The sequence below is a fragment of the uncultured Roseibium sp. genome (assembly GCF_947496995.1).
Taxonomy (GTDB): Bacteria; Pseudomonadota; Alphaproteobacteria; order Rhizobiales; family Stappiaceae; genus Roseibium.
This window is the reverse complement of record NZ_CANMFD010000001.1, coordinates 1,385,398-1,398,032: the sequence shown is the minus strand read 5'-3', so window position 1 is coordinate 1,398,032 and position 12,635 is coordinate 1,385,398. Positions and strand designations below refer to the sequence as shown.

Here is a 12,635-nt window from a genome sequence, read left to right as displayed (position 1 = left end):
ACCACGGTCTGCCCTCCCCCCCTGGCAGACGAAAAATACCGGAAAATGACGCCGGGAAACACGAACCTGTGCAGCCAGAGCTGCAAAACCATTCCAATCTGCATGTTTTAGGCGTAATTTTTTGTCACCCCTTCCCTTGGGACACCACTTGCCGGAACCATTCAAGCCGCGTATATACAGACCAAGTTGACGTTTACGGAAACGTAAGGTCAAGGGGAAAACGGCAGATCTGGGAGGATTTCCATGCCGAGCTATTCCGCGCCTGTCGATGACACGCTTTTTCTTTTGAACGATGTCCTGGGCTACGAACGATATTCCAACCTGCCGGGCTTTTCCGACGCCCCGCTCGATCTGGTGGAAGCGATTCTGCGCGAAGGCGGCAAGTTCGCCGAGGAAGTGCTTCAGCCGCTGAACCAGAGCGGCGACCAGCAAGGCTGCACCCGGCATGACGACGGCACGGTGAGCACGCCCAAGGGTTTCGACGCAGCCTACAAGGCGTTTTGCGAAAACGGCTGGGGCACTCTGTCCGCGGATCCGGATTATGGCGGCCAGGGCCTGCCGCACACGCTGGCGACCGTCTTCAACGAATTCGCCTCCTCCGCCAATATGGCCTTTGCCATGTACCCGGGGCTGACGGCGGGCGCGGTCGCGGCCTTGACCCTGCACGGCACGGACGAGCTGAAACAGCAGTATCTGCCCAACATGATCGCCGGGACGTGGACCGGCACGATGAACCTGACGGAACCGCATTGCGGCACGGATCTCGGGCTCATCCGGACCAAGGCCGTCCCGCAGGCGGACGGGTCCTACAGGATCTCCGGAACCAAGATCTTCATTTCCGCCGGCGAACACGACCTGGCGGAAAACATCATTCATCTGGTGCTCGCCCGGATCGAAGGCGCGCCGGAAGGCACCAAGGGCATTTCGCTGTTCGTCGTGCCGCGCAACCAGATCAACGAGGACGGCTCGGTCGGCGACACCAACGGTGTCTCCTGCGGCTCCATCGAGCACAAGATGGGCATTCACGGCAACGCCACCTGCGTGATGAATTACGACGATTCGACGGGCTGGCTCGTCGGCGAGGAGAACAAGGGGCTTCGCGCCATGTTCACCATGATGAACGAGGCCCGTCTCGGCGTCGCGGTGCAGGGACTGGCGCAATCCGAGGTCGCCTATCAGAACGCTGCCGCCTATGCGAAGGATCGACTGCAGGGCCGCGCCCTGACCGGCCCGAAGGCCCCGGACAAGGCAGCCGACCCGATCATCGTGCATCCGGACGTCCGCCGCACCCTGATGTCGATCCGCTCCTTCAACGAGGCGGCCCGGGCCCTGGTTCTGTGGACCGCGCTCAACGGCGACGTTTCGCACCGCTCGGACGATGAAAAGACCAGGCAGTTCTCGGACGACATGATGGGGTTGATGACACCGGTGCTGAAAGGTGTCCTGACAGACATCGGTTTCGCCAACGCCGTCAACGCCCAGCAGATGTTCGGCGGCCATGGCTATATCGCCGAGTGGGGCATGGAGCAGTTCGTCCGCGACGCCCGGATCGCCATGATCTACGAAGGCGCGAACGGCATTCAGGCGCTCGATCTGGTCGGCCGCAAGCTGCCGGCCAACGGCGGACGCGCCGTCATGAGTTTCTTCAATGAAGTCAACACTTTCCTGAAGGAAAATAAAGACAACGAAGACCTTGCAGTCTTCACCGGTCCACTGAAGAAAGCCATGGACGACCTTCAGGCCGCGACCATGTGGTTCATGAACAACGCCATGAAAAACCCTGATAACGCAGGGGCAGGTTCCTCCGATTACATGCATCTATTCGGTCTGACCGCGCTCGGCTACATGTGGGCCCGCATCGCGGTCACAGCCAGGCAGCAATTGGCGGCGGGCGCGGGCGACAAGGCCGGGTGGCTTGAGAACAAGCTCGCCTTCGGAACGTTCTTCATGGAGCGGACCCTCCCGGAGACCTCGGCGCATCTGGCCCGGATTTCCTCCGGATCGGACACCCTGATGTCGGTCAGCGAAGAGGCTTTCTGATGCGCGCCATGACGACAAAAAATGTTGGAAGATTGAACCCCGCAAGCCGGATCGCGCGGCTATAGTCGCGCTCGGATCTGATTTGCCAGGGAGATTTTCAAGATATGGCTGAATACGTTCTTCATTGCATGGCCCAGTCAGGGCACTCTTATAAAGCGGCCCTGATGCTGGAGCTGTGCGGTGCCGACTGGACACCGAAATGGGTCGATTTCTTCAACGGCGAAACCCGCACGGAAGAATACCGCAAGACCGTGAACGAGATGGGCGAGGTCCCGGTGCTCAATCACAATGGCAAGCTGCTGACCCAGTCCGCCGTGATCATGGACTACCTGTTCGAGAAATTCGGCAAGTTCGGCTGGGAGAGTGAAGACGAACGCCGGGAAGTTCTGCGCTGGACGATCTTCGACAACCAGAAGGTTTCCGGTCTTATCGGCCCCCTGCGTTTCATGCGAACACTCGCAAAAACCGGCGAGACCGATGTGACGAAGTTCCTGGACGGCCGTTCGAAAGCGGCCCTCGCCATCCTTGAAAAGCATTTCGACGGCACCGCGTTTGCTGTCGGTGAAAAGCCGACGATCGCCGACTTTTCCCTGTGCAGCTATCTCTACTACGACGGCGAGCTCGGCTTCGACCTCGACGCCTATCCAAACGTCATCCAGTGGCTGGCACGGATAAAGTCCCTGCCCGGCTGGAAACATCCCTACGACCTCATGCCCGGCCACCCGTTGCCGAACGCGACATGAGGAGGATCTGATCCGGAGCATCCAGCGCCCGAAAGAGCGCTGGATGCCTGGACACTTTCAAATCGACCAACTTCAGATTGGTCCAGAGGAGGATCTGATGCCCGAAGCCTATATCTACGATCACGTGCGCACGCCGCGCGGCCGCGGCAAGAAGGACGGAGCGCTGCACGAAGTGCCTGCCGTTCGGCTGGCGGCAACCGCGCTTGAGGCGATCCGCGACCGCAACGACCTCGATACCGCAAGGTTGGACGATGTCGTGCTCGGTTGTGTCGATCCGGTCGGTGAGGCCGGCGGAGACATTGCCCGTGCGGCGGTGTTCGCTGCGGAGTACGCCACGTCGGTTCCAGGCATGCAGATCAACCGTTTCTGCGCCTCCGGCCTCGACGCGGTCAACATGGCCTCCGCTCAGGTCATGTCCGGCCAGCACAAGCTGGTTGTCGCGGGGGGCGTGGAAAGCATGAGCCGTGTCGGCCTCGGTGCTTCTGGCGGCGCCTGGCCGATCGAGCCGCAGGTTGCCATTCCCTCCTATTTCATGCCGCAGGGCGTTTCCGCCGACCTGATCGCGACAAAATACGGTTTCAGCCGTGACGATTGCGACGCCTATGCGGTCGAGAGCCAGAAGCGCGCCGCCAGATCCTGGGACGAAGGCCGTTTCTCGAAATCGGTCATACCGGTGAGAGACGTCAACGGCATTACCATCCTGGACCGCGACGAACACATGCGGCCGGAGACCGACATGCAGTCCCTGGCCTCGCTAAACCCCTCATTCGAAATGATGGGCAGCATGGGAGGCTTCAATGCCGTCGGCATTCAGGCGCATCCGGAAATCGAGTCAATCCGCCACGTGCACCACGCGGGCAATTCCTCCGGCATCGTCGACGGGGCAGCAGCGGTGCTTATCGGCTCCAGCGCCGCAGGCCGCTCAAGCGGCCTGAAGGCGCGGGCGCGCATCAAGGCCTTCGCCAACATCGGTTCCGAACCCGCCTTGATGCTGACCGGCCCGGTGGACGTCACGCAAAAACTGCTCAAGAACGCCCGGATGGAGATGAAGGACATCGACCTCATCGAGATCAACGAGGCGTTCGCGTCCGTCGTTCTCAGATATCAGCAGGCCTTCGATCTCGACCCGCAGACCGTCAACGTCAATGGCGGCGCGATCGCCATGGGCCATCCGCTCGGCGCAACCGGGGCGATGATCCTCGGCACGGTTCTGGACGAACTGGAACGCCGCGATCTCAACACCGCCCTCGTCACGCTGTGCATCGGCGCCGGCATGGGAACCGCGACCATCATCGAACGGGTCTGACGATGTTGAGCGATATTGCCAGGGAACGCCGAGTGATGCCGTTCGAACCGGCAGTAGCGAAACACGCAGGCGACGTAGTTTTGGAAGGCACCGGATCGGCAGCGCGGCAGCGCGCCCATCTGCAAGAAAACGGTGCCGGCCCGAGGAGGATTTTCAAATGAGCTACAGGAATTTCACCCTTGAAACCGACGAAGACGGTTTCGCGCTGATCACCTGGGACATGCCGGAAAAGTCGATGAACGTCATCGACATGACCGTCATGGAGGAGTTGAGCGCCATTGTCGATCAGGTGGCCGGCGACGAAGCTATCAAGGGCGCGGTCATCACGTCCGGCAAGACCGCCTTTTCCGGCGGTGCAGACCTGACCATGCTTGAAGGTCTGTTGAAGGACTTTCACATCAAGCGCGGCAAAGATGCCGAAGCCGCTGCGAAAGCTCTGTTCGAAGGGTCCCGCAAGCTGTCGCAGGTCTACCGAAAGCTGGAAACCTGCGGCAAGCCGTTTGTCGCCGCCGTTGCCGGCACCTGCATGGGCGGCGGTACGGAGCTGGCGCTTGCCTGCCATGGGCGCGTTGTCGATGACGGCCTGAAAATGGGGCTGCCGGAAGTCAAGATCGGCCTCTTCCCGGGTGCCGGCGGCACCCAGCGCGTCATGCGCATGGCCGACGCCCAGCAGGGACTGCAGTTTCTGCTGCAGGGCCGCACGCTGCGTGCGCCGCAAGCCAAACAGCTGAAGCTGGTTGACGAGATTGCCTCGTCCCGGAAGCTGGTGGCCGCCGCCAAAAAGATGCTGAAAGCCGGTCTCGACCCGGTCAAGGACTGGGACAAGAAGGGCTACAAGCTTCCGAACGGCAAGGTCTATTCTCCGGCCGGGTTCCAGTTCTGGCCGGCAGCGAATGCCATTTATCGCCGGGAAACCCAGGACAATTATCCGGGCGCCCGCTACCTCCTGCGCTCGGTGGTCGAAGGTCTGCAATTGCCGATGGACCTCGCCCTGCAGGTCGAAAGCCGGTATTTCGCCAAGGTTCTGCAGACGCCGGAAGCGGCCAACATGATCCGCTCCCTGTTCGTCTCCATGCAGGAGTTGAACAAGCTGGCCCGCCGTCCGGCGGATCAGCGTCCGAACCGGATCAGGAAGGTCGGCATTCTGGGGGCCGGGTTCATGGGCGCAGGCATCGCCTATGTCACCGCACAGGCCGGCATCGATGTCGTTCTGATCGACCGTGACCAGGACGCCGCCGACAGGGGCAAGGCCCATGCGGACGAGCTCATGGGCAAGGCCGTCAAACGCGGCAGGGCCAGCGAAGAGCAGAAGGAAAAGCTGCTCTCCAGGATCAACGCGACCACCGATTACGAAGCTTTGGGAGATTGTGACCTGGTGATCGAGGCGGTGTTCGAAGACCGTGAGATCAAGAAGACCGTGACGGAGAACGCCGAAGCCGTGATGAAATCACGGGCGATTTTCGCGTCAAACACCTCGACCTTGCCGATCACGTCGCTCGCACAGGCCTCGAAGCGGCCGAAAAACTTCATCGGCATCCACTTCTTCTCGCCCGTCGACAAGATGATGCTCGTTGAAGTGATCCTTGGCAAACGGACCTCGGACCGGGCGCTGGCAATGGCGATGGACTATATCAAGGCGATCAAGAAGACGCCGATCGTGGTCAACGACAGCCGCGGCTTCTATACGTCCCGCGTGGTGATGACCTACATCCGCGAAGGCCTGATGATGCTGGCCGACGGCGTTCCGGCAGCGATGATCGAAAATGCGGGCAAGATGGCAGGCATGCCGGTCGGTCCGTTGTCGCTGGGAGATGAAGTCGCTCTCGACCTAGCCTGGAAAATCGTGTCGGCGGCCCGCAAGGACCTGGGTGTCAAATACCTCGAAGGCCCGCTGGACAACATCCTGGAAGAGATGGTGGTCAAGCGGGAACGCTTCGGCCGCAAGAACGGCAAGGGTTTCTACGACTACAAGGGCAAGGAAAAGAGCCTCTGGCCGGGCATTACCGAAGTCACCGGCCAGCCGAAACCCGCCGAAAGCTTCAATATCGAGGAGTTGAAGCAGCGCCTTCTCGTGATGCAGGCCCTGGAGACGGCGCGGATCTTCGAAGAGAAGTGCCTGACAGATGTGCGCGAGGCCGATGTCGGCTCCATCCTCGGGTTCGGCTTTGCTCCCTATTCGGGCGGGACGCTGAGTTACATCGACACCATGGGCACCCCGGCCTTTGTCGAGCTCTGCAAGAAATTCACCCGCAAATGGGGGCCGCGTTTCAAGCCGAACCGGCTGTTGCGGGACATGGCCCGGGAAAACGAATCCTTTTACGGTAAATTCCCTCCGAAAACCGAGCAGAGCCAGAAAAACGCAGCCTGACAGCAACATCAATGCCGCTCCAGGGAGGAGCGGCATTGATAATTTTGCCTAAAGCATATGCAATAGGTGTTAGCGAACTGCGACAAAACTTGATCCGCCGCGTGTCATCATGCAAAGTTGTAAACAACAGTTGTGCATTTGACGGCTGGAGGGGGAGATGCCGCTAGAAGGCGAATGGGCGCGCGCAGACGTATTCCGTGTCCTGCGCGATATCTGTTCAAATGAAAATTTGGACTGGCCCGGTATGGCACATCGCTACAATTTCGACCTCTGCAGTCTCGAAGACGCTCGAGGGGTTGTACCGATTACTGCCTGGCATGGCGTTTTCGAACAAGTTGCCGAGACACTTGGCAACGACGCGGTGATGTTCGACCTCTTCAACAATATCGAGATCGGTTGCTTTTCCATCTTCGACTATCTGTTCTCCTGTGCCCCCACCCTGCGGGATGCCTGTCAGGCGTGGGTGAAATACATGCCGATCCGCTCCAATGCCTACCGGATCAGCTTTCAGGAAACCGACACGAGCGGCTATGTCGAATGGCCGATCCTGGAAGGACGCGGCGAATGGCGGCAGAACATGTTCGCCCGTGTCGGCTGGGCCACCCAGCAACTGGAACATGCCCTGGACATGAACGTTCCGCCGGTTCTGATCGAGCTGGCAACATACGCGCCTGCAAACACCTCCGCCTTCCAGAAAAAATATCAGGGTCGCCTGAAGTTCGGGGCAACGCACAACCGCATTTCATTTCCGCGCGCGCTGCTCTCGCGGCCACTGCGCCGCAACGACTCCCACCTGTACGAGATCATCCTGAAAGCGGCGATGAGCGAAATGGAGTCCTTCGATCAGCGTGAGTCCCCCCTGTCGAGGATTGCCAACGAAGTCGCCTCCAGCCTTTCGAACGGCACCTGCTCGCTGCCGCAGATCGCTTCAAAACTGGGCATGTCCCAAAGAGCCGTGCAACGGGTTCTGGAGAAGGAAGGAACGAGCTTCCGCAAACTCAGCGAGGAAATCCGGCGCTCGGCAGCCGAACGATACCTGAGAAGCACGGAATTGCCGATGAAGGAGATCGCCTATCTGCTGGGATTTTCCGAACTGAGCACCTTTTCCAGGGCGGTCAAGACATGGTTCGGCATCCCTCCCAGAAAGGTGCGTGAAGCTCCGACTGATACGGTCGAGAGGATCGGCGAGCCGGGCGGGATGTCAAAATCCGCATGACAAGGCGCCGGGTCCGCAGTTCACATCAGTTGTGAGGAAAAGAATTGCGGCACGGGGCGTCAGGGCTGATACGCCGCCGTGCCTGAGATGGGCCTTAACCTGACAGACGCTGGAAACTGCTGTCCGAGCATCTAGGGTGCACAGTATCTGGGAGCGTGCTTTCAGAGAAAACCGTCCCTATTGTTTTTGGCGTCAGGGGCCACACCGCAGCATGAAAGTCTTTTATCCGGTGCCTTTTCGGCTTTTTTCCGGTGTCTGTCATTCGCTACAGGTCGGGAAAAGTCCGATCAGATGCGGATGTGGGTGACCGCAAGCAACCGATTAAATTTTCCTGCTTACATAAATACCCTAGCGGAATGTCCTCGTCTTTGGCCTGAGAGCGACAGAACTATACTATTTACGACACCACCTGTAATTAATCGGGAAATTTGCCGATATTCGATCCTTTTCTGCTCATTTTTCCTCCCTGAAGCAGATCACGAGCACACGAACCGGCTGGAACCCTTCCTCAATTTAAGTTCCTCGAACATTGTAATCGCACGGGATTGTTCCTAACTTCCGGTCAAGGTCCGGCACCAAGATCAATCAGGAGAAATACATGTCCGACACCGGCTTGAGCCGTTTTCTGGGAGGCTCGCCCGCGCAGGTGCTGTTGCGGCTCGTGTTTCTTTCGTTTGTGGTCGGCATCGTGCTCTCGGCCCTTAACCTGGATCCGTTTGATCTCGTCGACATGGCGGTCGAATTCGTCCAGCGGCTCTGGAACATGGGCTACCATGCCATCTGGCGCCTTGGCGGTTATCTGGTAATCGGCGCGATTGTCGTCATACCGATCTGGCTGGTGACCCGGGTCCTGTCCATGGGTCGGAACCGCTAAGCACCCCTTTATCGAAACACTCCGGCGTGTCCCTGCGCCATGCGACTTCAGGCGCCCTCACCCGGACGTCCGGGCAAGAGTACCTGCTCCTTCAAAGACCGACCTGGCGCTGCGATGCAGTGTCAGGTGGCGGTCCGCAAGTTCATCGATATCGGTGGAATATCCTCCCCCGAGAACACCGGCCAGCGGAACACCTGCGGCCGCCACAGTCTCGATCACCAGCCGGTCCCGCAAGTGCAGGCCTTCACGTGTCAGCGCCAGGCGGCCCAGACGGTCATGTTCGTAAGGATCGACACCGGCATTGAAGATCACGATATCCCAGGCTTCCTGTTTCAGAAGCGCCGGGAGAACCTCAGCAAGCTGATGCAGATAGAGCGTGTCTCCGGTCGCATCGGGCAAGCCTATGTCGAGATGCGAGGGGATCTTGCGGACCGGATAATTCCGCTCCGAGTGCATCGAAAACGTGAAGATGTCCGGATCGCCCTGAAAGATATCGGCGGTTCCATCTCCCTGATGCACGTCGAGATCGACGATCAGCGCCTTGCCGATGGCCCCGTCCGCCTGCATGACCCTGACCGCAACAGCAACGTCGTTGAAGACGCAGAAGCCGGCGCCATGGGCCTTTCGGGCGTGATGACTGCCGCCGGCCGTGTTGCAGGCAATCCCGTGCTCCAAAGCCAGATAACAAGTCAGGACCGTGCCGCCGGTCGCACAGCGTGCCCGCAGCGCGATGTCCTCGCGCATGGGAAATCCGATCTCCCGCGCGATCCTTTCCGGCACGGTGCCGTTGAACACCTGGTCCACATAAGCGGGGTCATGGGCAAGGGCGACCCATTCGAAGGGCGCCGGCCTGGGCCGGTAGAAATTGCCACCATCCAGAAGACCTTCCGTGCGGATCAGCTCGGCAACCGCGCGGAACTTGTCCATCGGAAAACGGTGATTGGCGGGCAGATCGGCGCAATAGGCCGGATGATGGACAATCGGCAGGGTCATTGGGAACACTATATGGCGGGTTTTGCCATTCCGACATCCCTTCGCAAGTCAGCTGCTGCCGCTTGTCACACCAGCTGGCAATGCAGGGAAACCATTTGACGAAAGGGACAAAGCGAGACAAGAAGGTTTTCCTGCCCATACGAGTTTTCATGACCCGACCCGCCACCATCAACGATCCGTCGAAACTCGCCTTCACGGTGACACACCGCTCGGTGCTTGCCGTCGCGGTTCCGATGACGCTCGGCTATCTGTCGACACCCCTGCTCGGCGTGGTCGACATGGCGGTGATCGGACGGCTCGGCGATGCAGCGCTACTCGGCGGCATCGCCATGGGCGGCATCATCTTCGACCTGGCCTTCACCAGCTTCAACTTCCTGCGGTCCGGCACCACCGGCCTCACCGCGCAGGCGCTCGGCGCCCGCAACGACGTGGAAATCAGGGCAACGCTCCTGAGGGCGTTGATCATTGCCGCCATCGGCGGGCTGGCGATCATCGCCCTTCACGCCCCGGTCCGCGAGGCGGGCCTGTGGTTTCTGGGCGGCAGTTCCGAAGTGCAGGCCGCTACGGTGCGCTATTTCGACATGCGGATTTTCAGTGCGCCGTTCCTGCTCGCAAATTACGCCATTCTGGGCTGGCTGATAGGCCTCGGCCGTGCCGGAACGGCCCTGGTGCTGCAGCTGTTCCTCAACAGCATCAATATCGCGCTCAGTGTCTGGTTCGTCATCGGACTGGGCTGGAGCGTCGAAGGGGTCGCGCTTGCCACCGTTCTCAGCGAGTTCGCGGCGATGGTGCTCGGCCTTGTGCTGGTTCTTGCCAGCGTCAAGCGGGGCTCCTGGCCCTCTCTCGCGGTGGTGTTCGACCGGCGGCTGCTGATGCGCATGATGGCGGTGAACCGGGACATCATGATCCGGTCCTTCGCCCTCCTCTACGCCTATGCGTTTTTCATGGCCCGCTCTGCCGACCAGGGCGATGCGATGCTGGCCGCCAACGCAGTGCTGGAAAAATTCGTACTCGTCTCCGGATATTTCCTCGACGGTCTCGCGACGGCTGCGGAACAACTGGCGGGGCGGGCGGTCGGCGCAAGGCACCGGCCGGCGTTCGACAGGACATTGAAGCTCACGGCGCTCTGGAGCTTTGCCCTGGCAGGCGGCCTTGCGGTCTTCTTCTACATTTTCGGCCCTTCGCTGATCGCCTTCATGATCACCGTGCCGGAGGTCCGCGCGCTCGGCGACACCTATCTGATCTGGGCCGTCATGACGCCGCTGCTGGGGGTTCTGGCGTTTCAGATGGATGGTGTCTTCATCGGCGCCACATGGTCGGACACCATGCGCAACATGATGCTGATCTCGCTGGCGGCCTATATCGCGGCCTACTATGTTCTCTTCCCGCTGCTTGGTAACCACGGGCTCTGGCTGGCGCTCGAACTGTTCCTGGGAATACGCGGCATCACCCTGCTTGCCGCCTGCCGCAAGCGGGCGGCGCGGACATTCGCGGATGCGGCCTGACAGAACGCTGAATTAAAGCGTCTCCGCCGCCCAGGCCTCGGTATTGGCATCCCTTGCCTCGCGCAAGGACGACATGCCGTGCTCTTCCATTTTGGCGGACAGGCCCGACAGGATCTCGTCGATCAGACCGGGTCCACGGAAAACCATGGCCGTATACAGCTGCAGCAGATCGGCTCCGGCGGTTATCTTGGTCCAGGCGGTGTCCGCGCTGTCTATCCCTCCGACGCCGATGAGCGGCAGATCCGGACCGGCGAGCTTGCGCGCACGGGCAAGAACGATGGTGGACTTGCGGAACAATGGCGTCCCGGACAGGCCGCCGGCCTCGCCGGTCGGTCCCGAGGCGCTCAGGCCTTCGCGTCCAAGGGTCGTGTTGGAGACGATCAGGCCATCGACATTCTTGGCCAGGACCTCTTCGACAACATCCTGCAGATCCTCGTCCGTTACATCGGGCGCGATCTTGAGCAGCACGGGAACGTGACGTCCGACCTTGGCGGTGCATTCGTCCCGTGCGGATATGACCCCGGTGAGGAGCTCCGCCAGCGCTGCGCGGCCCTGCAGGTCCCTGAGACCAGGCGTATTCGGGGACGAGATGTTGACGGTGTAATAGGACGCCATGTCGGCGAATGCGAAAATGCCCGAGACATAGTCCGCAACGCGGTCCTCAGAGTCCTTGTTCGCCCCGATGTTGATGCCGACAATGCCGTTCAGGCTCGCACGCGCATCCAGGCGCCGCCGCATCGCCGCTTCGCCCTCGTTGTTGAAGCCGTAGCGGTTGATGACACCGTGATCGGCGGGCAGGCGGAAGACGCGGGGACGCGGGTTGCCGGATTGTGGCCTGGGCGTAACGGAGCCGACCTCGGTATAGCCGAACCCCAGCTTCAGCAGTGCATCGGGCACTTCGCCGTTCTTGTCGAACCCGGCAGCCATGCCGACAGGATTTGGAAAGTTAAGGTCCCAGAGTTTCGCGGCCAGGCGTGGATCGGCGGGCTTGTTGCGACCAGGCATGAAACCCGATTTCAGCGCGACGACCGTAAGGCGATGGGCGGTTTCCGCGTCCAGGCACCGGAGCCCCCTGAGGGCCGCATCTTCAAGCCAGCGCAAGGTCATCGGTCCAACTCGGGAAAGACATGGCTGCCGTCGGCCGCCAGAGGCAGCTCCTTCACCCAGAGTGCTGAAGCCGGGTCGAGCTGGTCGTAAAGATGCGGAAACAGCGCTCCTCCCCGGGAGACTTCCCACTTCAGTATCTCGCCGAGGGCGGAGACGTCAAAAGCCGCCAGCAGCAGATCCGTCTGTCCGGCGAAATGTTTTGCGGCCGTTTCGCGAACCTGCTCCGCCGTGGAGAAATGGATGAAACCGTCGGCAAGGTCGACCGGAGCCCCCTTGAAGACACCGAGATCAAGCGCCTCCTGCCAGAGGGATCTGGGAACGATCTTGAATATCAGTTTCATGGGTTTGTCCGGTTCCATCCGTTTTCGATACTGGCCTGCCAGGCGGCGGCTCCAACCGGCTGGGACACTACTCAAAGGGGTGCAGCCGGACAAGAAGGCATTCCGCTCTTTGCAGAATGTCCTGTAGTGTGGCAGGAGAAAT

The 12,635-nt window shown here is 60.5% G+C and carries 10 protein-coding genes; 7 read left to right on the top strand and 3 right to left on the bottom strand.

Annotated elements, in window-relative coordinates; translation table 11 throughout:
- The first annotated feature begins 243 nt into the window (after positions 1-243).
- The 6 genes from Q1B40_RS06260 to Q1B40_RS06235 all read left to right on the top strand — a co-directional run bounded on the left by Q1B40_RS06260 (position 244) and on the right by Q1B40_RS06235 (position 8,547).
- Positions 244-2,040, top strand: coding sequence for an acyl-CoA dehydrogenase C-terminal domain-containing protein (locus tag Q1B40_RS06260; RefSeq protein WP_299811513.1), 1,797 nt, complete (start codon positions 244-246; stop codon positions 2,038-2,040).
- Positions 2,041-2,144: 104 nt separating this feature from the next.
- Positions 2,145-2,783: a glutathione S-transferase family protein gene (locus Q1B40_RS06255; protein WP_299811511.1), complete on the top strand. Its 639-nt coding sequence runs from the start codon at positions 2,145-2,147 to the stop codon at positions 2,781-2,783.
- A gap of 97 nt (positions 2,784-2,880) precedes the next feature.
- Positions 2,881-4,089, top strand: a complete 1,209-nt coding sequence (locus Q1B40_RS06250) for an acetyl-CoA C-acetyltransferase (RefSeq protein WP_299811509.1) — start codon at positions 2,881-2,883, stop codon at positions 4,087-4,089.
- A gap of 157 nt (positions 4,090-4,246) precedes the next feature.
- Positions 4,247-6,457 carry a 3-hydroxyacyl-CoA dehydrogenase NAD-binding domain-containing protein gene (locus Q1B40_RS06245; protein ID WP_299811507.1) on the top strand — a complete coding sequence of 737 codons (2,211 nt, stop codon included), beginning with the start codon at positions 4,247-4,249 and terminating at the stop codon, positions 6,455-6,457.
- A gap of 244 nt (positions 6,458-6,701) precedes the next feature.
- Positions 6,702-7,673 (top strand): AraC family transcriptional regulator, encoded by a 972-nt coding sequence (locus Q1B40_RS06240; RefSeq protein ID WP_299811505.1) that lies wholly within the window; start codon positions 6,702-6,704, stop codon positions 7,671-7,673.
- Positions 7,674-8,271: 598 nt separating this feature from the next.
- On the top strand, positions 8,272-8,547 hold the full coding sequence (locus tag Q1B40_RS06235; protein WP_299811503.1) for a DUF6460 domain-containing protein: 276 nt from the start codon (positions 8,272-8,274) through the stop codon (positions 8,545-8,547).
- Between the two features lie 57 nt (positions 8,548-8,604).
- On the opposite strand, the gene Q1B40_RS06230 is transcribed toward Q1B40_RS06235, so the two are convergent.
- A complete protein-coding gene (locus tag Q1B40_RS06230) occupies positions 8,605-9,540 on the bottom strand; it encodes a histone deacetylase (RefSeq protein WP_299811501.1) in 936 nt (311 codons plus the stop codon).
- Between the two features lie 149 nt (positions 9,541-9,689).
- Here Q1B40_RS06230 and Q1B40_RS06225 point away from each other — a divergent pair, with 149 nt between their 5' ends.
- Complete coding sequence (locus tag Q1B40_RS06225; protein WP_299811499.1) at positions 9,690-11,045, top strand: MATE family efflux transporter; 1,356 nt, start codon at positions 9,690-9,692, stop codon at positions 11,043-11,045.
- A gap of 12 nt (positions 11,046-11,057) precedes the next feature.
- On the opposite strand, the gene Q1B40_RS06220 is transcribed toward Q1B40_RS06225, so the two are convergent.
- Both Q1B40_RS06220 and Q1B40_RS06215 read right to left on the bottom strand, forming a co-directional pair.
- The gene (locus Q1B40_RS06220; protein ID WP_299811497.1) at positions 11,058-12,152 is read right to left on the bottom strand and encodes a quinone-dependent dihydroorotate dehydrogenase; all 1,095 of its coding nucleotides are present in this window, start codon (positions 12,150-12,152) and stop codon (positions 11,058-11,060) included.
- Positions 12,149-12,493 (bottom strand): DUF952 domain-containing protein, encoded by a 345-nt coding sequence (locus tag Q1B40_RS06215; protein WP_299811495.1) that lies wholly within the window; start codon positions 12,491-12,493, stop codon positions 12,149-12,151. The genes Q1B40_RS06220 and Q1B40_RS06215 overlap by 4 nt, the downstream gene beginning before the upstream one ends.
- Positions 12,494-12,635 lie beyond the last annotated feature (142 nt).

What these genes read in the sequence shown, in the direction of transcription:
- Q1B40_RS06260 (WP_299811513.1), top strand. Translation starts at nt 244, where the DNA reads ATGCCGAGCTATTCCGCGCCTGTCGATGACACGCTTTTTCTTTTGAAC.
- Q1B40_RS06255 (WP_299811511.1), top strand. Translation starts at nt 2,145, where the DNA reads ATGGCTGAATACGTTCTTCATTGCATGGCCCAGTCAGGGCACTCTTAT.
- Q1B40_RS06250 (WP_299811509.1), top strand. Translation starts at nt 2,881, where the DNA reads ATGCCCGAAGCCTATATCTACGATCACGTGCGCACGCCGCGCGGCCGC.
- Q1B40_RS06245 (WP_299811507.1), top strand. Translation starts at nt 4,247, where the DNA reads ATGAGCTACAGGAATTTCACCCTTGAAACCGACGAAGACGGTTTCGCG.
- Q1B40_RS06240 (WP_299811505.1), top strand. Translation starts at nt 6,702, where the DNA reads ATGGCACATCGCTACAATTTCGACCTCTGCAGTCTCGAAGACGCTCGA.
- Q1B40_RS06235 (WP_299811503.1), top strand. Translation starts at nt 8,272, where the DNA reads ATGTCCGACACCGGCTTGAGCCGTTTTCTGGGAGGCTCGCCCGCGCAG.
- Q1B40_RS06230 (WP_299811501.1), bottom strand. Translation starts at nt 9,540, where the DNA reads ATGACCCTGCCGATTGTCCATCATCCGGCCTATTGCGCCGATCTGCCC.
- Q1B40_RS06225 (WP_299811499.1), top strand. Translation starts at nt 9,690, where the DNA reads ATGACCCGACCCGCCACCATCAACGATCCGTCGAAACTCGCCTTCACG.
- Q1B40_RS06220 (WP_299811497.1), bottom strand. Translation starts at nt 12,152, where the DNA reads ATGACCTTGCGCTGGCTTGAAGATGCGGCCCTCAGGGGGCTCCGGTGC.
- Q1B40_RS06215 (WP_299811495.1), bottom strand. Translation starts at nt 12,493, where the DNA reads ATGAAACTGATATTCAAGATCGTTCCCAGATCCCTCTGGCAGGAGGCG.